Annotated in this window: 18 protein-coding genes and 1 tRNA gene; 5 read left to right on the top strand and 14 right to left on the bottom strand. The window is 57.6% G+C overall.

What is annotated here, in order from left to right:
• The first annotated feature begins 4 nt into the window (after nucleotides 1-4).
• Nucleotides 5-3,073, top strand: coding sequence for a type III restriction-modification system endonuclease (locus QQK25_RS04145; protein ID WP_284186802.1), 3,069 nt, complete (start codon nucleotides 5-7; stop codon nucleotides 3,071-3,073).
• Entirely contained in the window at nucleotides 3,070-4,164 is a 1,095-nt protein-coding gene (locus QQK25_RS04140) for a hypothetical protein (RefSeq protein WP_284186801.1), read from the top strand. Before QQK25_RS04145 ends, QQK25_RS04140 begins: the two co-directional genes overlap by 4 nt.
• 243 nt (nucleotides 4,165-4,407) lie before the next feature.
• Here QQK25_RS04140 and QQK25_RS04135 read toward each other — a convergent pair whose 3' ends face one another.
• Nucleotides 4,408-4,794 (bottom strand): hypothetical protein, encoded by a 387-nt coding sequence (locus QQK25_RS04135; protein ID WP_284186800.1) that lies wholly within the window; start codon nucleotides 4,792-4,794, stop codon nucleotides 4,408-4,410.
• Between the two features lie 621 nt (nucleotides 4,795-5,415).
• On the opposite strand from QQK25_RS04135, the gene QQK25_RS04130 reads away from it, so the two are divergent.
• The 3 genes from QQK25_RS04130 to QQK25_RS04120 all read left to right on the top strand — a co-directional run bounded on the left by QQK25_RS04130 (nucleotide 5,416) and on the right by QQK25_RS04120 (nucleotide 8,482).
• Nucleotides 5,416-6,372 (top strand): DUF932 domain-containing protein, encoded by a 957-nt coding sequence (locus QQK25_RS04130; RefSeq protein WP_284186799.1) that lies wholly within the window; start codon nucleotides 5,416-5,418, stop codon nucleotides 6,370-6,372.
• 76 nt (nucleotides 6,373-6,448) lie between these two features.
• Nucleotides 6,449-7,474, top strand: coding sequence for a YqaJ viral recombinase family nuclease (locus QQK25_RS04125; RefSeq protein WP_284186798.1), 1,026 nt, complete (start codon nucleotides 6,449-6,451; stop codon nucleotides 7,472-7,474).
• Between the two features lie 72 nt (nucleotides 7,475-7,546).
• Nucleotides 7,547-8,482 carry a recombination directionality factor gene (locus QQK25_RS04120; RefSeq protein WP_284186797.1) on the top strand — a complete coding sequence of 312 codons (936 nt, stop codon included), beginning with the start codon at nucleotides 7,547-7,549 and terminating at the stop codon, nucleotides 8,480-8,482.
• Nucleotides 8,483-8,664: 182 nt separating this feature from the next.
• Here the strand turns inward: QQK25_RS04120 and QQK25_RS04115 are convergent, their stop codons facing one another.
• The 13 genes from QQK25_RS04115 to QQK25_RS04055 all read right to left on the bottom strand — a co-directional run.
• Nucleotides 8,665-10,335, bottom strand: a complete 1,671-nt coding sequence (locus QQK25_RS04115) for a hypothetical protein (RefSeq protein ID WP_284186796.1) — start codon at nucleotides 10,333-10,335, stop codon at nucleotides 8,665-8,667.
• A 650-nt stretch (nucleotides 10,336-10,985) separates the two neighbouring features.
• Entirely contained in the window at nucleotides 10,986-13,334 is a 2,349-nt protein-coding gene (locus tag QQK25_RS04110; RefSeq protein ID WP_284186795.1) for a DNA primase family protein, read from the bottom strand.
• A 206-nt stretch (nucleotides 13,335-13,540) separates the two neighbouring features.
• Nucleotides 13,541-14,056: a hypothetical protein gene (locus QQK25_RS04105; protein WP_284186794.1), complete on the bottom strand. Its 516-nt coding sequence runs from the start codon at nucleotides 14,054-14,056 to the stop codon at nucleotides 13,541-13,543.
• Nucleotides 14,056-14,241: a helix-turn-helix domain-containing protein gene (locus QQK25_RS04100; RefSeq protein ID WP_284186793.1), complete on the bottom strand. Its 186-nt coding sequence runs from the start codon at nucleotides 14,239-14,241 to the stop codon at nucleotides 14,056-14,058. The genes QQK25_RS04105 and QQK25_RS04100 overlap by 1 nt, the downstream gene beginning before the upstream one ends.
• A gap of 122 nt (nucleotides 14,242-14,363) precedes the next feature.
• The gene (locus QQK25_RS04095) at nucleotides 14,364-15,452 is read right to left on the bottom strand and encodes a DUF6387 family protein (protein WP_284186792.1); all 1,089 of its coding nucleotides are present in this window, start codon (nucleotides 15,450-15,452) and stop codon (nucleotides 14,364-14,366) included.
• A 665-nt stretch (nucleotides 15,453-16,117) separates the two neighbouring features.
• Nucleotides 16,118-16,193: transfer RNA gene (locus tag QQK25_RS04090), tRNA-Phe, on the bottom strand.
• Between the two features lie 75 nt (nucleotides 16,194-16,268).
• A complete protein-coding gene (locus QQK25_RS04085) occupies nucleotides 16,269-17,765 on the bottom strand; it encodes a sensor histidine kinase (RefSeq protein ID WP_284186791.1) in 1,497 nt (498 codons plus the stop codon).
• Entirely contained in the window at nucleotides 17,752-18,426 is a 675-nt protein-coding gene (locus tag QQK25_RS04080) for a response regulator transcription factor (protein ID WP_153163178.1), read from the bottom strand. The genes QQK25_RS04085 and QQK25_RS04080 overlap by 14 nt, the downstream gene beginning before the upstream one ends.
• A 463-nt stretch (nucleotides 18,427-18,889) precedes the next feature.
• On the bottom strand, nucleotides 18,890-20,539 hold the full coding sequence (groL, locus tag QQK25_RS04075; RefSeq protein ID WP_284186790.1) for a chaperonin GroEL: 1,650 nt from the start codon (nucleotides 20,537-20,539) through the stop codon (nucleotides 18,890-18,892).
• A 54-nt stretch (nucleotides 20,540-20,593) separates the two neighbouring features.
• Nucleotides 20,594-20,884 (bottom strand): co-chaperone GroES, encoded by a 291-nt coding sequence (locus QQK25_RS04070; protein WP_153163176.1) that lies wholly within the window; start codon nucleotides 20,882-20,884, stop codon nucleotides 20,594-20,596.
• Between the two features lie 183 nt (nucleotides 20,885-21,067).
• The gene (locus tag QQK25_RS04065) at nucleotides 21,068-23,161 is read right to left on the bottom strand and encodes a TonB-dependent receptor (protein ID WP_284186789.1); all 2,094 of its coding nucleotides are present in this window, start codon (nucleotides 23,159-23,161) and stop codon (nucleotides 21,068-21,070) included.
• A gap of 21 nt (nucleotides 23,162-23,182) precedes the next feature.
• Nucleotides 23,183-23,515 carry a hypothetical protein gene (locus tag QQK25_RS04060; protein WP_284186788.1) on the bottom strand — a complete coding sequence of 111 codons (333 nt, stop codon included), beginning with the start codon at nucleotides 23,513-23,515 and terminating at the stop codon, nucleotides 23,183-23,185.
• Nucleotides 23,512-23,800, bottom strand: a 289-nt coding sequence (locus QQK25_RS04055; protein ID WP_284186787.1) for a MotA/TolQ/ExbB proton channel family protein, incomplete at its 5' end; no start/stop codon positions are given. The genes QQK25_RS04060 and QQK25_RS04055, both read right to left, overlap by 4 nt.

The raw sequence follows: 23,800 nt of genomic DNA, 5'->3' as shown, positions 1-23,800 counted from the left end.
GGCGATGAAACTTAAATTCAAGACACAGCCTTACCAAACAGCTGCCGTGCAGGCAGTAGTGGATTGCTTCAAGGGACAAACACCACAGCATGGCGGGGTTCGCTATCGCCTGGACCCCGGCGTGAAGAAGGCGGCACCGGCGAGCCCTCAATCTGCTCTCGATCTCGAAGTGGAAGCAGTCGCCGACCAGGAGGCTGCTTTCCGCAATGCCGACGTAACCTTGTCCGAGTCTGCACTACTGGACAATATCCAGCAGGTGCAGCGCTTGCAGAATCTGCCGGTATCTGCTGAGTTGGTTAAGACCAAGGTTAGCAAGCTCAATCTCGATATCGAGATGGAAACCGGCACGGGCAAGACCTACTGCTATATTAAGACGATCTTCGAGCTGAACAAGCAGTACGGTTGGAGCAAGTTCATTATCGTGGTGCCCAGCATCGCCATTCGTGAAGGGGTGGCGAAGTCGCTGGAAATCACGGCAGATCATTTCCTGGAGACGTACCAGAAGAAGGCTCGCTTCTTTATCTACAACTCCAAGGCGCTGCACCATCTGGAGAGCTTTTCGTCCGATGCGGGCATCAACGTGATGGTGATTAACGTGCAAGCCTTCAATGCAACGGGCAAGGACGCCCGCCGCATCTACGAAGAGCTGGATGGTTTCCACACGCGTAAGCCGATTAACGTGATCAGCGCCAATCGGCCCATCCTCATCCTGGACGAACCCCAGAAGATGGAAGGCGGCAAGACACTGGATTCGCTGGCCAATTTCAAGCCATTGATGGTGCTGCGCTACTCGGCCACCCACAAGACTACACACAACAAGGTCCACCGGCTGGACGCCCTGGATGCCTACAACCAGAAGCTTGTCAAGAAAATTGCCGTGCGTGGGATCTCGGTCAAAGGCTTGGCGGGTACCAACGCCTATCTCTACGTGCAAGGCATCGACGTTTTTACCAAGAAGCCACCCGAGGTGCGTGTAGAGTTCGAGCGGAAGTTCGAGAGCGGGATCATTAAGCCCGTAGTCAAGAAGCTATCCAGGGGTGACAACCTCTTTGTGTTGTCGAACGAGCTGGTCCAGTACCGTGGCTATGTGGTGTCCGACATCAACGCCATCACCGACACTTTGAGCTTCACCAACGGTGTCGAGCTGCAGGTAGGCGAGGCAGATGGCGACGTAAACGAAGCCGCGCTGCGCCGCATCCAGATTCGGGAGGCGATCAAGGCGCACTTCGACAAGGAACAAGCGCTGTTCCAGCAGGGCATCAAGGTGCTGACCCTGTTCTTCATCGACGAAGTCGCCAAGTACCGTGACTACACTGCAGCCGATGAAAAGGGCGAGTACGCCCGTGTGTTCGAAGAGGAATACCAGCTCTACCTTAACGAAGTGCTGGACCTGGACGAAACGGCCTACATCAAGCACCTAAAGGGTATTGCCGTTGAGAAGACCCACAGCGGCTATTTCTCGATCGACAAGAAGACCAAGAAGTTGGTCGACCCGGAGATGAGCAAGAAGGCCACCGAAGCCGACGATGTGGACGCCTATGACCTGATTTTGAAGGATAAGGAGCGCCTGCTGTCCCTGAGCGAGCCGGTACGGTTCATCTTCTCGCATTCGGCCCTGCGTGAAGGCTGGGACAATCCGAACGTGTTTGTCATCTGCGCCCTCAAGCACAGTGACAACACGATTTCCCGCCGTCAGGAAGTGGGGCGTGGTCTGCGCTTGTCGGTGAACCAGCATGGCGATCGGATGGATCACCCCTCCATCGTCCACGACATCAACGTGCTGACCGTGGTGGCGAGCGAGAGCTACAAGGACTTTGTGGCAGCCCTGCAAAAGGACATCAGCGAATCGCTGTCAGCTCGCCCACGTATCGCTGACAAGGCTTACTTCACCGGCAAGGTTCTCAACACCACGGAAGGTCCGATCACGGTTTCCGACGATCAGGCGACGGACATCGAGTTCTACCTGATCCAAAGCGGCTACGTCGACAAGAAGCGCAACATCACCGAGAAATACCATCAGGCCAGGAAGGACGGCACGCTGGCGGCGTTGCCGGACGAACTGCTGCCTCATGCCGAGCAGGTTTTCCAGCTGATCGACAGTGTGTTCAGCGAAAGCCAGATCATGCAGCCCGAGGATGGCCGCAAAGCGAAGAAGCTGGAGCCCAACGCCAACTTCGAGAAACAGGAGTTCAAGGCGCTTTGGGCCAGGATCAACCGCAAGGCCGCCTACACCGTTCAGTTTGATTCCAATGAGCTTGTCGCCAAGGCAGTCAAGGCCTTGGATGAACATCTGCACGTGGCGCCATTGCAGTACACGATCCAGCGTGGCGAGCAGTCTGCACAGGTCACTTACGACGGCATCAGGAATGGCGACGCTTTCGTCCTGAAGGTCACGGAAACCGAGCGGAACACCCATTCGATCCATTCGGCCGTGAAGTACGACCTGATTGGCAAACTGGCCGAAGGTACGCAGCTCACGCGGCGTACCGTGGCGGACATCCTGCGCGGCATCAACGTGGCCGTGTTTGCTCAGTTCAAATACAACCCCGAGCACTTCATTACCGAAGCCGTCCGGCTGATCAACGAGCAGAAGGCGACGGTGATCATCGAGCACCTCACCTACGATCCCGTGGCCGAGCAGTTCGACCTGGACATCTTCACGGCTGGGCAGACCAAACAGGACTTCAGCAAGGCCGGGGACAAGCTCCAGCGCCACATCTACGACTTTGTGCTGACTGATTCCAACATCGAACGTGAGTTCGTGAAGGAGCTGGACACCTGCACCGATGTGGTCGTTTACGCCAAGCTGCCGCGTGGCTTTCTGATCCCGACCCCTGTGGGTGACTACAACCCGGACTGGGCCATTTCCTTCAAAGAAGGGGCCGTCAAGCATGTGTACTTCGTGGCGGAAACCAAGGGCTCCATGTCGTCGATGAATCTCACGCCGATAGAGCAAACAAAGATCGACTGTGCCCGTAAATTCTTCGACGAGATCAACAAGAAATACGCGCCTGAGAACGTGAAGTACGACGTGGTGAACAGCTTCGGCAAGCTGATGGAGCTGGTGAAGTGACGGAGGACACCTGCAAAGAAGGATCGAATGCTGACCAGCCCCAAAAAAAGGGGCTGGACCTCAGCATCCGCTTCAAACATGTTGCGGAAGCCGATACGTCGATTGGGCCAATTTTTCTATTCCCTCTGCGGGTGTCTGATGTCAGTGAGTACGCCAAGCTGCCTGATCAACCTTCCACTGAGCGCATTCGAGGCTATCTGCCTTGCATCGCAAGCTTGTCAGCGGATATCTCGCTCGACAAAGAGCGTGTGGCGATTACTGCGGAGCAGCTAGAACAGCTGTCGGACGACGAAATTGAAACGCTTGCAGAGGCCTATGCCTTGTCGAGTGCATTCCGGGAGACACGGGAAGGTTCGATAGATCGAGCCCCCGTTGCTCGGAAGCCTGGAGAAGCTGCAACGGCTTACCTGGACAGGCTGCTTCGGCATGAAATTGAGGAGCAGGTGAAGCAGAGGCGCAAGATCATCGAATCCGCCTTGGGCTCGACACGGAGCATCTTCGATCAGGTGCGAAAGAGCAGCTTGGAGCTTGGTGATAGCTGGCGGCAACTGGAACGCCTGACCAAGGCAAGTACAATACAAAAAAATCTTGACCCAGCTTTTGAAACCAAATCGATAGTGTTCAGCAACCACATGGCTGAGCACACCGCACGGATAGCGGAGGAAAGAGCCGAAGACCGTGAGATGCTGAGGCTGACTGCAGAAACATCGGCCAAGTCAGCCAAGACGCTTCAGGAGCTTGCTGATGCGGCAAGCACGATGCTGGAAAAGCTCGATGAACGGGATGCGGACGCAAAGCGGACCACCAAAATTCAACTTTGGATCGCCGTTGGGTCTGTGCTTGTTTCAGCCCTACTGGCCGGGGCCTCCTTCGTTCAAGACCTTTCCAACAACGATTCTGGAGACAAATGGCAAGCAGCAGTGCTGAGCGAGCTGAAGACATCGAACGAGCGTGGAACCTCAAACCAGACTGAAAATCAGTCGTTCAGGAATGAAATGCAGCGACTCGCTGCGACAGTTGCTGAGCTGGAGGGCAGGGTCAGTGCTCGGTCCAACGAGACAAAGCAAGACGCTCAGGATCGGAAAAAATGAGGCGCGGCCCTGACGACATGACGAAATCTACGAAAAAGCCAACCCCGAAAGGTGGGCTTTTTCAAATTTGGCGCCCCCCGAGAGTCGAACTCGGCACCGACGGATTATGATTCCGCGGCTGTGGTCGGGTATGAGCCAGAGACCTCATATTTTACGCCCATGCGCCGCACCTTTTCCTCTTGGGAGAAGTGAGACAAGCCTTTACAAATACGCTGAAATCGAAAATGCTTAGCTTCCCCTTGATCAGACCATCAGCTCAATGATGTCATCCTCGTCTAGAAATTCGCGCTCTCGAATCGCGATGAGTGCTGTCATGGGCCAATACTCTCCAGAGTCTCTGTCCTCATAGACCACGACAGGAATTGTCAGCGACTCAAGACTATAGCCTGTCAAGCTGGAAATTATTTTGGCGTACCGATTGGGAATATAGTAATCCTCGGTCCAGCGCTCAACAACCTCCGGGGAAACGTTCAAGGTCAACGCCGCCTTCTCAGACCCTCCTAGCGCATCGATTGCCCAGTAAATGTCGTTGAACTGCACTGCGATGCGTAGATTGCCGGTGGCAGGATTGATCTCGACACTGCTGCCGAGCCTTTCCATTATTTTATTGGTTGAAATTGAGTTTTTCATGGCGCGGGGCGAATTTCCTGAACATCCATCTTTGCGAACTGTGCGAGCCTCTTTGCCAAATCGATATCAGCCACACGACGTGCTTTTATCCACGCATGGATAGTTCCATTCGACACGTTCAACAGATTGCTAGCCTTCGTCGGCCCACCCACTCGTTCAACCGCATCGCGGACTGGGTTTCTTATTATTATCATGATCTAAATCCTTTTTTGTGATTATTTTTTGTCATTTCCTATATTATATTTTAATTCAATTTTGAACATTTCTAGTCAAGCTCAGATCTGCAGAAATGGGTAGAAGGCCTGACTCGCTGGCCTTTCGCCGCCCACACTTGAATGAGGGCAGTTGAAATATTTTTTCAATTAACGGCACCGCCCTTGGTATAAGCATCATGTAATAAATATCAAGGAATTGCGATGCCAACCCCTATCTTTCAGGCGATACGCTCAGTTCTCATCGTGCTACTTGCAACGCTCACTAAAGTCGTAGTCGCCCACTTCGACAAGATGAATGAAGAGAAGCATTAGCCAGGGCGGGCCGATGCTCAAATAGAATGATCAAGTCCTTCTGCCCCGCAGCGCCACGAGCGTTTCGGGGCTTTTTGCATTTGGAGAACACACTATGGCTCACCTAGTCAGCACTATGGCCTACGCCAATGAAACGCCCTGGCATGGCCTTGGCAATCAGCTCCCGCCGAAGCAGCCGCTTGAGGTTTGGCTGCAGGCAGCTGGTTTCGATTGGAGCATCAAGGAAACCGACGTCCTCTTCAATGTGGCCGAGGAGAGCGGCTTCCACGTCAAACCACATCCCGAATCGAAGGTTCTATACCGGTCAGACACCTTTGCGCCTTTGTCCGTGGTATCGAACCGCTACAAGGTGGTTCAGCCTGCTGAAGTTCTTGAGTTCTACAGGGATTTGGTCTCTGCCGGTGGCTTTGAGCTGGAAACGGCCGGGGTTCTGAAGGGCGGCAAGAAGCTCTGGGCCTTAGCGAGAACGGGACAAGAGGTCATGCTGAAAGGCAACGACCACGTGAAGGGCTATCTGCTTCTGGCAACAAGTTGTGATGGGACGCTGTGCACGACCGCGCAGTTCACCTCCATTCGCGTGGTGTGCAACAACACCCTGCAGATGGCGGTCGGGGAACGAGGTGGGGCAGTGAAGGTTCCGCACTCCACCACCTTTGATCCGGAGCTGGTCAAACGGGAACTGGGGATTGGGGTCTCGGCCTGGGACGCCTTTATGACGTCCATCAAGCAGCTCGCTGACAGGAAGGTTCATAAGTTTGAAGCAATGAACTTCCTGGTCAACGTGCTGGGTGATCGTGATCTACCGCTTTCCGAGCAGAAAAACGAGAAGGCCTTGAACAACGTTTACGCCCTCTTCGCAGGAAGCGGCAAAGGCTCGGAGCTGACAGCAGCTTCTGGCACCGCTTGGGGATTGCTCAATGCTGTGACCCAGTACGTGGACCATGAAAAACGAGCGCGTAGTGCGGACTATCGGCTCGACTCCGCGTGGTTTGGGCAAGGGGCCAGCCTCAAGTCACGGGCGTTTGAGGAGGCAATGAAGCTGGCTGCGTGATCGCCCTTTCCACATCACGGAAGGAAGCCTGGTTCAACTTCGGTTGGCCAGGCTTCTTCACTTTGGAGGAAGCAACATGAGCAACATCATCCCGAAAGCGCCGGGCGCGACCGCGACGGTCAAGACCGCTAGGCCGAAAGCAGCACTTCGCCTCGTCAAGACAGAGAACCTGCCGCGCGAGGAATGGCTGGATGTTCGTAAGAATGGCATTGGCAGCTCGGACGCCGCTGCAGCTGTGGGCCTGAATCCTTACAAGTCTCAGCTCCAACTCTGGATGGAGAAGACAGGCAGAGATAAAAGTCTACCAGTCGTCGATCCAAACGACGAAGAGAGCCCGATGTACTGGGGAACGATCCTCGAACCCATCGTTGCCGCGCATTACACCAGGCGTACTGGCAACCGGGTCAGACGGATCAATGCCGTTCTCCAGCATCCTGACCCTGACAAGGCCTGGATGCTTGCCAACATCGATCGAGAAGTTGTCGGTGCAGGTGATGTCCAGATCCTTGAATGCAAGACCGCAGGCATCAACGGCGCAAGGCTGTGGAAGGAAGGCGTGCCGGAGTACATCCAACTTCAGGTTCATCACCAGTTAGCGGTAACGGGCAAGCGGTGTGCAGACGTTGCCGTGCTGATCGGGGGGCAGCAACTTGAAGTCCATCGTATCGAGCGCGACGAAGCCCTGATCCAAAATCTCATCCACTTGGAACGGGTGTTCTGGCATTTCGTTGAAACTGATACTCAGCCGCCCGCGGACGGTTCCGAGTCGGCTGACTTAGCCTTGCGCTGCCTATATCCAAATGACAACGGTAGCAAGATTGACTTCCGCGAGGACAGAAATTTGTCCGCCATTTTCGCGGACCTGGTGTCCGTTCGCGAGACGTTGTCCGCCCAAGAGAAGCTGGAAGCAAGGCTCAAACAACAGTTACAGCAAGCCATCGGCAATGCCAGCGGAGCGATCTTCGAAACCGGTGAAGTCAGCTGGAAGAAAGCCAAGGACAGCACCGTACTTGACGTTATCAAACTGCTGAAGGACCACCCTGAACTACTGCAGTCCTATGCCCTTGAGCGGATCGGCAGCCGACGCTTCATCTTCATCTGAGTTAAGCCCCCTTGCCAGAATGGCTTCTGTGTCGGCCTGGTAAGGGGCGTGTCCATTGCAAGGAGCAACACCATGATCAAAGGCCTCGCCATCACCCCTCCCGTCATCGGGCGAATCAGCATCGGCAAACTCGTCGAGAAGAACGGGAAGCGACTGCCGGAGAAGGACGACAGCTTCACACTAACAACGCAGGCGCAGAACAGGGACGGCTGGTTGTTGCATCCCCTTCACCAAAAACTGCTCGAGGAGATACCAAGCGGCAAGATTCGGGCGATTCCGATCACCCTGCTATTCAACGCACCAGACCTAAATCTGAGAGCGGAGTACAACGCCTTTGACAGGACAACGGGTCGCCCGATGTGTGTTGGCAATGGTGAAACCGCTAAGGGCATGACACCAGACGGCATCAAGGAATTTACCTGCCCGGCTCCCGATGGTTGCGAGAAGGGTCGGAAATTCGGTTGCAAGCCCTACGGAAGGCTCAACGTCCAGATCGATGGACAGGACGACGAACTCGGCAGCTTCATCTTCCGGACCACGGGCTTCAACTCGATCCGCACCCTGTCGGCAAGGCTGACCTACTTCGAGGCAGTGAGCGGAGGTCGGACCCGCTACTTACCGCTCCAGTTGAAGTTGCGCGCAAAAAGCACGACTCAATCCCATCGAGCGCCGGTGTTCTACGTTGATATTTCATTGCGAGACGGGGTAAGCCTGACTGAAGCCATCACCCAAGCCAAGGACAAGGCAAAACGGCATCAAGAGGTAGGTGTGAATATTGACGCACTGGAACGGGCCGCCCGGATGGCACTGGCGAATGGTGCTTTCGAGGAAAACGAGGATGAGGAGCCAGCGATTGTTGAAGAATTCTTTCCCCAATCAGATGGCAGCGATGCCGGACACGTAGATCGCGAAATATCAGAGCCAGCGGGATTGGCAGAGGGAACAACGCTGCTGAACGAAAAACTCACAGCCAAAGCCAGAAAGGCTGGGCAACAGGAGGTTACGTGAAGACTCTTATGCTCGTGATAGTTGGCGCTCCACTGCTGTTGATTGCAGTAGGTGGGCTCGGGCTATGGGCAGTCTCTGAATTTATAAAGTGGATATTCAGCGACTAACGGAGAGATAGGCCCCGGACTGGGCGGGGCCCTATCTCAGCACTCCTGCGTGACACAACGACGAAACAGAGAGAACTAACCTTTATCCAAAATAGCGGCTTTTAAACTTCGAAAATTGTTGTAATAGTCCTCATTTACACGTCCACCCAGGCGTTTTAGCTTTTCGATGGATTGCTGATAAGTTCTTTGCGTCTTGGCGATGACATTCATCTCTTCAATCTGCTCTTTGGAAGCCACCTCAATTACAGGAGCTTCAACGGAGAATCCACTGATGCTGCTTCTAAACTGAACCGTCCCCCCATCCAGCGGCTTCCCATAGAATGTCACCATACCCTGCTCTGAAAAAGCAGCATGGTTTGCAACCACCGCAAAGGGCTTTCGATCCGGAATCCTATATGCCTCATAGGTAAATCGATACGGAGTAGCGTTGCCAATCTCAAGCTGATTCTTTATAAACAAAGTCGTCAGCTTATAGGAATTATTTGGAAGTGGCTCTGACGGCAAGTTATCTTTGAGATCCTTCGCGACTGACTTGTAAGCCCGCGCAGTTTCAAAGAGCCCAGTCGAGGCTGCCCTCATCAGCGGCTCAATCCCAGAAAACACCCTGTCAATTGCGTCGACGACCCCTGCCGCTGCATCAAACTTCGCAATCAGGCTCTCTGCCATCGATTTTGGATTCTCATCACTAGGAAGAGGGTACGCAGCGTAGATCGCATTCAGCAATTGCATGCGACCAGGAGCACCTTTTTCCCGGAGCTGTCCCATTAGCAACTGATCAGCATCGTCGTTTCGATCAAACTTAATATAACGAGCCACATCAGGAAGCGGGCGGTACTGAGCCAATCTATTAAACGAAGCACTAAATGCCTCATCAGAGAACCCATTATACTCAGAGTCTTGTTTGGTGAGCTTGATATAATCCCCATATGTGATATTCGAACGCACCTCCAGCTCCGGAATGTATTTTAGTCCATTCTTTGAAAACACAATCACATTGGTCACTGCAACGCAGGGCGTACTATCGAGTACACTTCCATCGATATTATAATCAACCTCTGAAAGATCGACAGAAATCCAATGCTCTATCGCATACTTAACACGACCATTCTGATCAACCACAAACCGAAAATCCCCATGATCGATACCTGTAGCGCGGCTATTATGCCCGGCAGGCCCCCACTCGGGAATTTCCCCGGCAACGGGCTCCAGCGCAATCTCATTCCCATTTAACAAGGAGTTGAACTTAACGATCGAGGTCTCCCCCGCCGCGTTTGGCTCCAGAATGCGTTGCATGAGTACTGGTGCGCTCTGATCACTCAAATAGACGACTCGCCGCCCTTCGTCCGAGTCCTGACCGATCCCACCCTCTAGATACTTTGTTTTAGCCAGAGCCGCTTGTTCGGGAGTAATCTTTGCCGACTTAATCTCAAATCCAACCTTCTCTGGAGAGATCAAGGTCAAATGAGCTGCATCGGCACCTGACACACTTTTATTGATACCCAAGTAACTACTTGCCGCGAGATAACTCTTTCTAAAATCCACTGGATAAGATTGAATTTTCTCGTAAAGCCAGATCGCTTGCGCAGGCGTCCCCTCTTTGGCGACCTTCAGAAGAAGCTCATTGAAGTCCATATGTCTATTAGGCGGGACAGAGCATAGACGGTTCACTTCTTCGAGACGAGTTTCAAGCACCTGAACCTGTGTTAACTTTCTCAGCGCATCAATGGTGTAACTCTCCGCACTCATCGACTCCGGGCACTCGACATCGGGGGGGCTGCTGCAGCCGACAAGTAGCGGGAGGAACAGCAGCCATAGCGCTTGGATTCGAACTCGGGATCGGTCAGACCGAAATAGCATAGATAGTGGCACGCTGCCTCCATAGTCTAGATAGCATCTAATTAGTGCTTCACACCTCTCTTGCACCTTGCATGACGATATCACATATGGCTGTATCTTTGAACACTTGAGCGGCAATGCGAGCGGCCTCTGGAGTTTTTCGCCTACGCGCCCGCGTCAATAAGAGGGATTGCAAGAACGTCAGAAATTACGCAGGGTTCTCACGACAACCATTCTCAACGCCTCGTGCTGATTGAGTCGGAGTCCGCTTATGTAAGATGGTGCGTAAGATGAGCGATATAACCAGCCCGCCAACTTCCCAGCGCTTCCATAAGCTACTACGATCCATGTGAGATGAAATCTAATTTTCGGAAAACTTTCCAGAAAAACTCTCACTCTCCTCTTACTCCTTACCTACCTATCCAATATTACTTTTTTTTAATAAAATTATCGACCACATCCTACACGTTGCAACAGCTTTCCCAGCACTGAAAGAATAGAATTGCGTGAGATAGAAATGATATCTACCACTCTATCTCACACATTCAACATGCCCCGTGTTAAATTTTGAACTTTGCTTTAAAGGTGTTATTTGCAGCGAATTGGAGGGAGGTAACGGTAGTTTTAGCCATTCCACTGGTTGCTGCAGTCTCAGGGGGAGCGTCAGCGTAGCCATTTACGACAACATTCCAGCAATCGCCTTTAGATCGTCGGATTTTCGTGAAGCCCAGACCAGATAAGCGACGACCTAGGCCCACAATAGACTTGGCTTTGAATCCGTTGTCCCCGCACCATTTTGTGTAGCAGTCGTAGACGCTTTTTGGCGTCGAGCCATAATCTGCCTCACTAATCGTAAGCATATCTTTGGCAAAGAGACCTTCGGTATCGGAATCCGCCTTGTAAGTAGCCAAACTACTTTCCGAAGAAGGTACCGTGGTGAACCGGCCCTGTTGCCGCAACCGCGCAAGTCCATCCAGCGCCCATCTCAAGATGCCAGGCAGCTCTTCCTTAAGGTTACCCTCCAAATTGACATCCCTGTCCTGCTCGCCAAACTGTCGATTGAAGTTGAGGATGATGGCGCGACGAAAGAACCCTGTCGACAGGTCCAACAAACGAGGGAGGTGGTTGGTAGCCGCAATGAGACGCACGAAGGGGCGAAACGAGAAGGAGTCTTGGTACTTTCGCTCCGCTTGAAGAACATCACCAGAAACAATCGCCTTAAGGTGGCTGTCAGCCATAGTAGCGCTGGCACTCATTTCCGATGAAATATTCAGCAACTTATCCTGTAACTCGGCTCGAACAAAGGTCTTGTCCAGCGCTTCGATGTGAGCATTGCTGATGTTTTCGCTGCCAACCAAGTAAGTCAGCGTATTCAGCAGAACGCTCTTTCCGTTCCCTCCCCCTCCTACCATCCAGACAAACTTGTGCTGACTGTTGTCCGGAACGAGGCAGTAGCCGAACCACTCCTGCAGAAAGTTAATTTTCTCGGACTTATCGGAGTCCGGCGCAAATATTTCTTCGAGAAACTGTTGCCAACGCAAGCAGGATGCATCCGGAGTCCAGCTGATGTCGATTTTCGTTTTGTGTCGATATGCGGGGTCATGGGGCAGCAACTCGCATGTACTCGTGTCAAATGCACCGTTCCGAAGACAGAGCACAGTGCGATCGGGCTGAACGTTTCCTTCCGTCTCAGCTTGAAACGCCTCAAGAAGCGCAAGAAGTTCGCTAATCTTCTTCCTCTCGGCCAACTTCCCGTAAAACTGAGCGACGGTCCTTACGACTTCTGCTTGCACGTCGAGGCGGGGCCAGTACCCATCACGGTAGCCGTAGAATGACCCTCCAACAAAGACGAGACCTTGCGGGAAGCACCTCCGAAGGAATGCGTCCAGGATTTCCGGCCGTTCGTCCTCCTGTCCGAGCCTTGCCCACGTACCAAGCCCTGCAGGCGCCTTGGTCACGACACCGGATGGCAACACGCACCCGCGAAGAGGGCAATCTTTGAATCCTAGAGTCTGTATGCGCTTGCAGGTCTCCGGCTTCGACGACTCCCGGAATCGCTCAATCCTGGCCTCAGTTTGTGTCTCGTCATAGTCAGGGTGGCGGCGACTGGCCGCATGGATTGCCTGATCTCCTTCCTCGAACTGACACATGTTCGTCTGCATCGCTTTCCAGAGAGGTTCGGAGACGTTAGCCTGGTTATCGGGATGGGAAGCCCACTTGATAAAGTTACAGCGACTCAAGACCTCGCCGAGTTCCTCCAAGGTTCCCAACTCGTGGTCATTGGTACTGCGCTGAATAGGGCTCGGAGGCGTCGTTTGCGTTTGAGACGTCGCGGCTGCGGGGATGTGAGGCAGCATATCAAGAGAAAGCAAAGCTCCGTGCCCGACCCTATTGATACGATCCTTGGCATCCTTATGGCATGAGGGAATGTAGTAAATCCGGGCAGGGTCCTTGGTCGCAGCGTCGTTAATACCGCCCAACCAGTGATTGATCCGATCCCAGACGCCGCGCCAAGCGGAAGCTTCAACAGGTTCAGCCAAGGGCAAGATGACCCGGTACTTCGGCTTTTCCACCGTGTGGTTGTAAGTGCTGTGGATCAAGTAAGTGATCCCGCCGAGCATGTGCTCGACATCCTCCACCGGCGTTCCGTTGTCAACGTCGATCACCGCCATGCTGAGATGCGTAACGCTCTCATTTTTGCGAGTGGCGCCACCCTCGTATGCGGTCGGCGACCAACTTGATGTACCGGCTTTTGAAGGGGTGATGCAGTGCTTGCCGAAGATCGCTGCGAATTCGCTCCACGTCAGATCCCGACATTTGGGCACATTGTCTTTTTCGTTCTTGAACGCGCTGATGGTGAAGGTCTTGGCCGCACACCAGGGTGTAAGAGATTGTTTCTTGCTGTCCATTTTCGATTCCATCTTTTCAGAGTCTGAACGTCCTAGCATTTCCGTTAGGCAGCAGAAGTCCCAACGGCAACCGGCAGAGTAAGCCGTCCGAGAGTTGAATTTCAGCTTGAAGTTTGATGTTGCTAGAGCGTAGCCGTAGGCACGTTGCAGTTCGTGCCCGCGGCAGTGGAGCCCGGTGTTCTGGGCCTCAGTTCCCGAATGACGCCCTAGAACTGCCCCTCGTCAACCACGTAGTCCTTGACCTTGATCTGCCACGTGGCAAGGCCGAGGTTGGGGGCTTTCCCCGTGAGGATGTCTGCTTCGTTTGAAAGAAAGGAGTTCAGCTTCTCGAAGGCGTTCGAGGCAAGCCCGTTGATGTCTTTGCCTTCGATGGCATGAAGGCCAAGCACGCACTCCCAAGTGCTTTCATCAACACCGAACTTTGTCACGGAACCGACGGCGTCGGTTTGAGCCTGAGCATCAAGCCGTGCAGCGAAGCCGTAGAGCTTTTCACTCTGCTCCGTTGTGCCGATATGGTGGCCGGGAGCGGGAATCTCAAAGCGAATGAAGGTCGTGAAGGACTTAATTTCGGGTAAGGGAGTCGCCTTGAGGCTAGGCCGGAAACCACGCTCCGACCGCTTCACCTTGGTGACGCGCGCCTTCCGCGTTTTGCGGATCTCGGTTTCCCCAGGGGACCGCTCTTGAAGAGCTCCCAGGGCGATGTGGGCGTTGGGGGTGCTCATCATTCACCTCCCTTCATGAACTGCTCGAGATCAGCAAGCCGATACCGGACAAGACGGCCGACTTTCACGACCGGAAGGGGATAGCGTTTGGTCGAGGCCCAAACGGCAAGAGTTTGCGGCTGGATGCGAAGGAGCTGAGCTGCCTCCAAACGAGTAAGCAAAGTACTGCTGGAAGTCGTGGTCATACCATTGGTCCTTATAGCTTGAACATTTGCCGATTGGCAGCGCCATTGAACCAATTTAATAAACTCATATCACGGCACGGTCTCCCCCGGCCAACCATCCTTGACAGCAGTGGCGCTTAGTGCTAGGACCCAAGATAGGCGAGTAAAAAGCTGTGGACAAATGAAGTTTCGAACAACTTTTCGAAGTGCACCTCGGTGGTTTGGCTCAGCGAACGCGGGTCATTTTTCGAAAGTAGCGCAGCTCTTTCGTCACCTGTTAAGACTAGGTTATTAATCATCTCCCAAGCCCTAAGGTCGAAATATGGAATAACGCCACTAGCCTCCCAACTTTTTATCAATTTCTTCGGACACTTAACATCCAACCCTTCTTGAATATCACCAAGAATACGATTAGCGATAGCCTCTTTGCCATGAGCTATTTCGAGACTACCGCTGGCATTCTGGCGCAGAAGTTCATCTAAGGCTTCGATTAAACCCTCAACAGCGGAAAAATATTGCGGACCAGACTCATCATCATCAAGCCGATCGGCAAGGAGAGAAGGTATACGAGTATATTCACCGGTTATATCAGGATTGTCGTCAAGAAACAGTTTGATCTCAAGTAGGGAATTTTTTGCGTTCGACAAGTCCATTTTTTGATGAAACAATTCGTGCTCCAGAAAACGCATAATTAAATCTGCGGATTCCTTTAACTTCCCAGCCTCATCAATCAGATTTCTTGCATACTGGCTTGCCAATACACCCCCAGACATTGCTCGCCGTTTCTTCAACCAATCCTTTACACCAGAAAGAATTTCTTCATTGCTTGCAGTCAGTGAAATACTTAAGTAAGTCCTGTCCGCCACCAAGAACCCAATAGTAGTGCCCTGACTTAAAACCGCCTCATCAAACGACCGAAAGCTCCTCGAACCACAAACAGGCACAAGGCTACTTGCCCGCACATGAAGACTTTCGATCTCTTCAAACGTCAATGGCTTTACAGCACCATATCCTATTCTTGTCTTTATCTCTTCGATCAGAACCCTGTTTTTCATATACTCGCACAGAGGATCAGCCAGAACATCTCTGAACCGTCGACCAGCAATATCATGATCACCGGCACGAAGAGCATCCCATATGGCCTTGCGCTTTGTTATTTGGCCGAACCACTGAAGCTCACTAAACTCGGAAAGCGGTTTGTACCTATCGAGATTAAATACTTCGCTAGCCATCCGAAAGGATCTACTGATAAGTTTTCTCATCGGCCACCTGATCAAGTAATGCTGGGATCAATAATTTAGACGTTTTAGCGCCCGGGGACTCTGACCGCCAGATTAAGGAATGCTCAAAACAGCTCATAAGGAGCCGCTCCTGCCCAGGCTCGGCAACTCAGATCGCGCCGATCAGTGACGACTAAGACGCACTTGACGCCCTTCGGCTTACCGCAGGCAGCGGCTTACTCCGTGTGGATTGAATTCTGCTCTTTTATCTCGTTGATCAATCGGACAGTCGATGCCATGTTGCCGTAACCACAAGCATCGCGACACATGCGCCCCGACGATCAATGATGTCGATAGGCTCGAATTCTTGGACTGAACCTCGTCTCAATGCGCCGCCCGTGCGGACCAGGCTTGCACGCACGAAGTTTAGTACCCTTTCAGGGGCATTCGAGCGATGATCGGAGAACAGTGATCTAAAGCAGGCGACCAAACACGCCTAGCCCTGGACCACCTGAAGGGGCAAGACGAGAGCCTACGGAGCTTTAGGCGAGCACTGCGACCACGTGCTGACGGGGCTGAATGCCGTCCTGGATTGACCTAGATGCATTCCGAATGTAACCCCGGCGTTACCCCGCAGAAATGGAAAAGGGCTTAGCCGAAGCTAAGCCCTTGTATTCTGGTGGCCAGTCGCGGAATCGAACCACGGACACGCGGATTTTCAATCCGCTGCTCTACCAACTGAGCTAACTGGCCTGAGAGAGCGCGCATAATAGCCCCCTATCAGGAGCTTGTCAAATAATTTCGCCAATATTTGTGTGCGACCTGGATTCAGCCCGGGGGGAACTGACCGGCGGTAGCGCGGGACGGGGTGGTGTCGTCTTCGGCGCCTCGGGCGCGGGGGAAGACGACCTGGGCGATGGTGCCCTTGCCGCTGGGGTTGGGGATGAGGCTGACGGTGGCGCGGTGGAGGTCGGCGATCTCGCGGACGATGGGCAGGCCGAGGCCGGAGCCGCTCTCGGTGCTGCCCAGCACGCGGTAGAAGCGCTCGAAGACGCGTTCGCGGTCGGCTTCGGGCACGCCGATGCCGGTGTCTTCCACCTCGACGATGGCGCGCTCGGTGGCGAGGGTGCGCACCGTCACGCAACCGCCTTCGGGGGTGTACTTGATGGCGTTGTCGATGAGGTTCTTGAGCAGCTCGCCCAGCAGCACCGGGTTGCCTTCGATGATGAGCGGCTCGCCGGTGGTCTCGAGGCCGAAGTCGATGTCCTTCTGGCGGGCGCGGGGCACGAAGTCGCTGAGCATGTTGCGCAGCAGGGATTCGAGATCGACCCGCTCGACGGCGTAGATCTTCTCGTAGCTGGCTTCGGCGCGGGCCAGGGAGAGCAGCTGATTGATCAGGTGGCCGGCCCGCTCGGCGCTCTGGGATATCTGCACGAGGGAGCGGTGGACCTGCTTCGGGTCGGTCTCCATCAAGGCCAGGTCGGTCTGCATGCGCAGGCCGGTTAGCGGGGTGCGCATCTGGTGGGCGGCGTCGGCAATGAAGCGTTGCTGGGCCTGCAGGTTTTCTTCAAGGCGCGCCATCATGTCGTTGAAGGCGATGATGAGCGGGCGGACCTCCTCGGGCACGCCGGAGACGGAGATCGGCGACAGATCCGACGGGCGGCGACGACGGATCAGGCTCTGCAACTGATTGAGCGGCGCAATGCCGCGGGACAGGCCCAGCCACACCAGGATTACCGCGATGGGGATGATCGCGAACTGGGGCAACAGCACGCCTGTGACGACCCGCGACGCGAGGGTGCTGCGCTTGTTGCGGGTTTCGGCCACCTGCAGCAGCACCAGCCGGCTGGGCACACCATCCACAGGCTGGAGAAACTGGTAGGCGACGCGCACTTCCTCGCCGGCGATCTGCTCGTCGCGGAACATCACCAGATCGGGTTCGACGTTGTCGGGCGCGGCGATGGGCGGGATGTCCTTGTCGCCCGCCAGCAGCTCGCCCTTGAAGCCGAGCACCTGATAGTAGACCGTGTCGTCCTCATCAGCGCGCAGGATCAGCCGCGCCGGTGCGGGGAAATTGACCCGAGCCAGCGTGCCCTCCACCTTCACCAGCCGGGCGATGGCCCGCACGTTGACTGCCAGGGCCTGGTCGTAGGGCTGGTTGGCGATGCTGTTGGCGACGTTGTGGGTGACGATGATGGAGATCGGCCACAGGAACAGCAGCGGTGCGAGCATCCAGTCGAGGATCTCGCCGAACAGCGAGTTGAAGGCCTTGCCGTCTGCGGCGGCATCGTCGGCCGCCGCCTTGCGCCACCTAGGCGACCACATCCGGCTTTTCCAGGCAGTACCCCAGGCCGCGCACGGTGACGATCTGCACGCCGCTGTGCTCCAGCTTCTTGCGCAGGCGATGGACGTACACCTCGATGGCGTTGTTGGAGACTTCCTCGCCCCAGCCGCACAGGTGATCCACCAGCTGCTCCTTGCTCACCAGCCGGCCGGCGCGCAGCAGCAGAACCTCCAGCAGGCCGACCTCGCGGGCGGAAAGCTCCACCACCTGACCGTCAATCTTCACCACCCGGTCGGCCTGGTCGTACGCAAGACGGGCGTACTCGATGCAGCGGGCCTGGCCGGTGCCGCGGCGGGTGAGTGCACGCACGCGGGCTTCGAGTTCGGGCAGGGCGAAAGGTTTGGTGAGGTAGTCGTCGGCGCCGGCATCCAGGCCGCGGACGCGATCCTCGACGCCGTCCTGGGCGGTGAGGATCAGCACCGGCATCGTGCATTTGCGGCTGCGCAGGCGCCGCAGCACCTCGATGCCCGACAGCTTGGGCAGCCCCAGATCAAGGATCAGCAGATCGAAGCTCTGCCCGAGCAGCGCGGCGTCGGCTTCGGCGCCGTTGGGCACGTGATCGACGGCGTAACCGGCCTTCTTGAGCGCCCGGGTCAGGCCGTCCGCGATGATGAGGTCGTCCTCGGCCAACAGAATCCGCATGGTCTTTTTGTTCGAAGCTGAGGTGTAAGTTTTGAGTAAGCGGCTACCGGCATAGTGCGACCGCTGTTCTCCTTTTACTCGGTCTCGGGGGTGATGGCGTGGCGCAAGCTGCGGCAAAGCCTCGGGGGATTGGGCCGCCCGACGGGCCACTCCCCCGCCGTCTTTTTGATGCGCAACGGGCAAGGCACAGCACCCGCGCACCGCGGGCCTCCCATTGCCCGCTTACGCGTTTGTCACGCGTCTCCTGCGGACATCTCCAGTCGTTCCCGCCGTCCAATTCCGATACAAATCCGTTCGAGTCTAGCACAGGGCAGGATGCCCCACGTTGACCAGGCTCAGCCCCAAGGCGCCCGATCGGCCGCCCAAAATACAAATCCCCGCCCTGCGGAAATCCGCAGGACGGGGATCGGGGTTCGGCTCCGGCCGGAGACCGGCCGGATTCGAGGCGCCCGGGCGGGGCGAATTACATGCCCATGCCCATGCCGCCCATACCGCCCATGCCACCCATGTCGGGCATGCCGCCGGCCGGCTTGTCTTCAGCCAGTTCAGCAACCATGCAGTCGGTGGTGAGCATCAGGCCGGCCACGGAGGCGGCGTTCTGCAGCGCGGTGCGGGTGACCTTGGTCGGATCCAGCACGCCCATTTCGACCATGTCGCCGTACACATCGGTAGCAGCGTTGTAGCCGAAGTTGCCGGAGCCTTCGGTGACCTTGTTCACCACCACGGAAGCTTCGGCGCCAGCGTTGGCGACGATTTCACGCAGGGGCTGCTCCATGGCGCGCAGCACGATCTTGATGCCGGCGTCCTGGTCGTGGTTGTCACCCTTGAGGCCGGCCAGGTTGGCGCGGGCACGCAGCAGGGCGACGCCGCCGCCGGGGACGATGCCTTCTTCAACGGCGGCACGGGTGGCGTGCAGCGCGTCTTCGACACGGGCCTTCTTTTCCTTCATTTCGACTTCGGTGGCGGCGCCAACCTTGATGACGGCAACGCCGCCAGCCAGCTTGGCAACACGCTCCTGCAGCTTTTCGCGGTCGTAGTCGGAGGTGGCTTCCTCGATCTGGACGCGGATCTGCTTGACGCGGGCTTCGATGCGCTCGGCAACGCCGGCGCCGTCGATGAGGGTGGTGTTTTCCTTGCCCACTTCGATGCGCTTGGCCTGGCCCAGGTCTTCCAGGGTGGCCTTCTCGAGGGTCAGGCCGACTTCTTCGGCGATCACCTGGCCGCCGGTCAGGACGGCGATGTCTTCCAGCATGGCCTTGCGACGGTCGCCGAAGCCCGGAGCCTTGACGGCGCAGGTCTTGAGGATGCCGCGGATGTTGTTAACAACCAGGGTGGCCAGGGCTTCGCCATCGACGTCTTCGGCGATGATCAGCAGCGGACGGCCGGCCTTGGCGACTTGCTCGAGCACCGGCAGCAGGTCACGGATGTTGGAGATCTTCTTGTCGAAGAGCAGGACGAACGGGTTGTCGAGGACGGCAACCTGCTTGTCGGGGTTGTTGATGAAGTACGGGGACAGGTAGCCGCGGTCGAACTGCATGCCTTCGACGACGTCGAGTTCGTTCTGCAGGGACTTGCCGTCTTCAACGGTGATGACGCCTTCCTTGCCGACCTTTTCCATCGCGTTGGCGATGATGTCGCCGATGGAGGAATCGCTGTTGGCGGAGATGGAGCCGACCTGGGCGATTTCCTTGTTGGTGGAGCAGGGCTTGGAGAGCTTCTTCAGCTCTTCCAGGGTGGCGACGACAGCCTTGTCGATGCCGCGCTTCAGGTCCATCGGGTTCATGCCGGCGGCGACGAACTTCATGCCTTCGCGGACGATGGACTGGGCCAGCACGGTGGCGGTGGTGGTGCCGTCACCGGCGATGTCGGAGGTCTTGGAAGCGACTTCCTTGACCATCTGGGCGCCCATGTTGGCGAACTTGTCCTTCAGTTCGATTTCCTTGGCGACGGAGACGCCGTCCTTGGTGACGGTCGGGGCGCCGAAGGAGCGCTCGAGCACCACGTTGCGGCCCTTCGGGCCCAGGGTCACCTTGACCGCGTCGGCCAGGACGTTGATGCCTTCGACCATGCGGGCACGGGCGGAATCGCCAAACTTGACTTCTTTAGCTGCCATTGTGTGTTTCTCCGGAATTCTTTAAATGAGGTTGAAAGACGCAGACGGCGAGGCTCAGGCCTCCAGCACGCCCATGATGTCTTCTTCGCGCATCACCAGCAGTTCCTGACCATCGACCTTGACGGTCTGGCCAGCGTACTTGCCGAACAGGACGCGGTCGCCAACCTTGACATCCATCTTGCGCACTTCGCCGCTCTCGAGGATCTTGCCGTTGCCGACAGCCAGCACTTCGCCCTGATCGGGCTTCTCGCCGGCGGAGTCGGGGATGACGATGCCGCTGGAGGTGGTGCGCTCAGCTTCAACACGCTTGACGATCACGCGATCATGCAAGGGACGGATTTTCATGTAGAGATCTCCTGCTTGGTTCAATCCGGGCCGGAGCCCGCCAGAAAAAAACTTGGCCAGCAATCGGGTACTGGCATCGGGGTGGCGGAAGGCTGTTAGCACTCACCGCCGACGAGTGCTAATAATAGGGTCGGGTGTGGCGCATTTCAAGTGTGGCGATTTGTATTTTTTTCGTTCGCCCGCTCAGAACCCGATCCTGAGCGCCAGCCGCAGGGTGCGCGGCTCCAGCGGATGCACCAGCCGGCCGTCGATGCCGCCACCGCAAGCGCCGCTGGCCGATTCGCTGCGGGTGCAGGCGCCGCCCCAGTATTCGATGTCGTTGGCCTTGCGGTCGAACAGGTTGAGCACGTCGAGGGAGAGCTGGCTGCCGGGCGCCAGCCGATAGCCGACCCGCAGGTTGGCCATCCAGAAGGGCGTGGATTTCTCGCGCCCGGTCTCTTCGAGCGGATAGGCGCCCAGGTAGCGCAGGCGCGCGCCGGCAAACCAGCGTCCGCCGGGGTCCAGCGCCGCCCCCACCGACGCCACCACCGGGATCGCGTTGGGCACGCGGGTGCCGCCGTTGTCCGGATTGGCCTCGCGGAAGCGCGCCTGCGACAGGGCCAGCGACGTATCGACGCTGATCCCGGCGGGCAGCGCCAGCTCGTTGGACCACTCCAGCCCGTGGCGGCGCGACGCGCCCTTGGGCTCGGTGACGCCCTCGTCGCCGATGAACACCAGCTCGGAGGCCAGCGCCATCTGCCACACCGACACGCTGGTCTGCCAGCCCGGCAGCGGCGTGCTGCGCAGGCCCAGCTCGGCGCCCCGGGCGCGCACCAGCAGCGGCACCCGGCTGATCGCGCTGCCGTCGGCCGGATTGGTGGTGCTGGTGGCGCCGCGGGCATCGTTGCTGTGGAAGCCCTGCCCCCAGTTGGCGTAGAACTCGGTGGGCGCGGGCAGCGCGAAGGGGCCCAGCACCACGCCCAGCTTGGGGCTGGTCTGACCGGCGCGGGCCTTGCCGCCGTTGGCGAGGTTGAACTCGCCGCCGGTGGCGGTGACGCGAGCATCCACCTCGTCGTGCCGCAGGCCTAGGGTGCTGCGCAGCCAGGGCTGCCACTGGGTGCGCGCCTCGACGAACAGCGCCGCGGCGGTCTCGGTGATCTTGTCCTGGCGCACGGTGGCGCTGCGCTGGCGGTCTTCCGTGGAATACAGGCCGACGCTGCGGATGCGGTCCTGGCGCCACTGGAGGCCGGCGGTGAGCTCCGAATCCTTCAGCGCCGGGCCGAGGAACCAGCTGCGGCTGGCCTGGCCGCCCCACACGAGGCGCCGGTCGGCCTGCTCGTGCTGGTCGCCGGCCGGCCCGTTGATGAAACCGGACGGCGCCGAGAACAGGTTGAGCCCGTAGTCGATCACGTAAACGCCAGCCCGGCTGGCCCCGTCGGCATCGGGCCGCGCCCACTCGGCCGACAGGCTGTGGCGATGGGTGGTGCCGCCATCGTTGGGCGACAGGGCGCCGAAACGGCCGATCTCGCCGCTGTCGATGGCTCGCGCCGGCACGTGCTCGGTGGCCGTCCAGCGCGCCGTGTAGCTCATCGCGGTGAGGGCGAAGCCGTTGGCGGCCGAGCCTTCGGAGAGGCGCAGCACCGCGTTGCGCCGGGCGAGGTTCTCGGGCTGCTCCCACGGGCCGTCGTTGCCCGAGGCCTCGAACGCCGCCAGCAGCTGCAGCTCGCCCACCGGCCGGCTACCGGCGGCGAGCAGGCGGCGGTAGCCGTTCTGGCCCGCGCCAATCTCCACGAAGGGGGCCGCCAGCTGGCGCTGGTAGTCGATGCGCGCCGCGCCGGCGGTGGCAAAGTCGCCGTCCTCGGCGGCATACACGCCCTTGCGGAAGCGGAGGCCGGCGATGAGCTCGGGGATCAGGAAGTTGAGGTCCATGTAGCCCTGGCCGTGGGCGTGGCTGGGCATGTTCACCGGCATGCCGGCCACGAAGGTGGCGAAGTCGCTGCCGTGGTCGAGGTTGAAACCCCGCAGGAAATACTGGTTGGCCTTGCCGTCGCCCGAGTGCTGGGTGACGACCAGCCCGGGCACGGTCTCCAGCGCCTCGGCCGGGCGCAGCAGCGGACGGGTGGCGAGCCGGCGGGCGTCGATGGTGCCTTCGGAGGCCGCATCGGCCACGCCGACGAGATCGCCCCGACGGCTGCCGACGGTGACTTCGGGCAAGGTGGTTTCGGTGGCGGCGGCGAGGCTCGGCAGCGCGGCCGCCAGGCAGGCGGCCAGCGTACGCGGACGAAACGGGTGTTTCATGGGCAATCTCACAGGAAAACGTTAGCGGGATGCCGGCGCGGCCGGCTCGATGAGGATCAGCTGGCCGGTCTTCGGGTCGCGGAAGACCTCGCCGACCCGGTCCATGCCGGCGCCGGCCTGGCCGGCGCCGTCGGCGGGCCGTTCGATGCTGCGGCCCTTGTCCACCGGCTTGGGCTGGCTGAGGGCGCCCTGGGTGTTGGCGGCAACGGCGGCCAGCAGGCCGCAGGCAAACACCAGCATTACGTCAACAAGGTTGACCAAACTTGCGCGCGGGTCTTCGTCCCGGTCGTCGAAGCGGGCGTCGAGCCTGGAATACAGGCGCAGGCGGCGGCGCGGGACGTTTGCGGCCTTCATTCCGCCTCCTCCATGCCTTCCAGCAGCTCCTCGTACCAGCGGCGGCGCAGCTTGCCCACCACCAGCCCGCCAATGCCGGCCACCAGGCCCAGCACGGTGGCGTCGAAGGCCACGGTGACGGCGCTCGCCAGCTCGCCCGGGTTGCCCTGCCCCAGCGCGGCGAGGCCCGGCCCGAGGGGAATGATGGTGGCCATCAGGCCCAGCATGGGCGGGATGCGGGCGAGCAGGTCGGCGCGCTCCAGCCGATGCCGCGCGACGCGCTGGACGGCGAGCACGTCGCCCGCC

The sequence above is a fragment of the Zoogloea oryzae genome (assembly GCF_030161255.1).
Lineage (GTDB): Bacteria > Pseudomonadota > Gammaproteobacteria > Burkholderiales > Rhodocyclaceae > Zoogloea > Zoogloea oryzae.
This window is presented reverse-complemented; position numbering and strand designations above follow the sequence as displayed.

Bases quoted from the DNA above. Each gene is read 5' to 3' on its own strand.
- QQK25_RS04145 (WP_284186802.1), top strand. From the start codon at position 5: ATGAAACTTAAATTCAAGACACAGCCTTACCAAACAGCTGCCGTGCAG.
- QQK25_RS04135 (WP_284186800.1), bottom strand. From the start codon at position 4,794: ATGAAAAACTCAATTTCAACCAATAAAATAATGGAAAGGCTCGGCAGC.
- QQK25_RS04130 (WP_284186799.1), top strand. From the start codon at position 5,416: ATGGCTCACCTAGTCAGCACTATGGCCTACGCCAATGAAACGCCCTGG.
- QQK25_RS04125 (WP_284186798.1), top strand. From the start codon at position 6,449: ATGAGCAACATCATCCCGAAAGCGCCGGGCGCGACCGCGACGGTCAAG.
- QQK25_RS04120 (WP_284186797.1), top strand. From the start codon at position 7,547: ATGATCAAAGGCCTCGCCATCACCCCTCCCGTCATCGGGCGAATCAGC.
- QQK25_RS04115 (WP_284186796.1), bottom strand. From the start codon at position 10,335: ATGAGTGCGGAGAGTTACACCATTGATGCGCTGAGAAAGTTAACACAG.
- QQK25_RS04110 (WP_284186795.1), bottom strand. From the start codon at position 13,334: ATGGACAGCAAGAAACAATCTCTTACACCCTGGTGTGCGGCCAAGACC.
- QQK25_RS04105 (WP_284186794.1), bottom strand. From the start codon at position 14,056: ATGAGCACCCCCAACGCCCACATCGCCCTGGGAGCTCTTCAAGAGCGG.
- QQK25_RS04100 (WP_284186793.1), bottom strand. From the start codon at position 14,241: ATGACCACGACTTCCAGCAGTACTTTGCTTACTCGTTTGGAGGCAGCT.
- QQK25_RS04095 (WP_284186792.1), bottom strand. From the start codon at position 15,452: ATGGCTAGCGAAGTATTTAATCTCGATAGGTACAAACCGCTTTCCGAG.
- QQK25_RS04085 (WP_284186791.1), bottom strand. From the start codon at position 17,765: ATGTGGTCGCCTAGGTGGCGCAAGGCGGCGGCCGACGATGCCGCCGCA.
- QQK25_RS04080 (WP_153163178.1), bottom strand. From the start codon at position 18,426: ATGCGGATTCTGTTGGCCGAGGACGACCTCATCATCGCGGACGGCCTG.
- groL (WP_284186790.1), bottom strand. From the start codon at position 20,539: ATGGCAGCTAAAGAAGTCAAGTTTGGCGATTCCGCCCGTGCCCGCATG.
- QQK25_RS04070 (WP_153163176.1), bottom strand. From the start codon at position 20,884: ATGAAAATCCGTCCCTTGCATGATCGCGTGATCGTCAAGCGTGTTGAA.
- QQK25_RS04065 (WP_284186789.1), bottom strand. From the start codon at position 23,161: ATGAAACACCCGTTTCGTCCGCGTACGCTGGCCGCCTGCCTGGCGGCC.
- QQK25_RS04060 (WP_284186788.1), bottom strand. From the start codon at position 23,515: ATGAAGGCCGCAAACGTCCCGCGCCGCCGCCTGCGCCTGTATTCCAGG.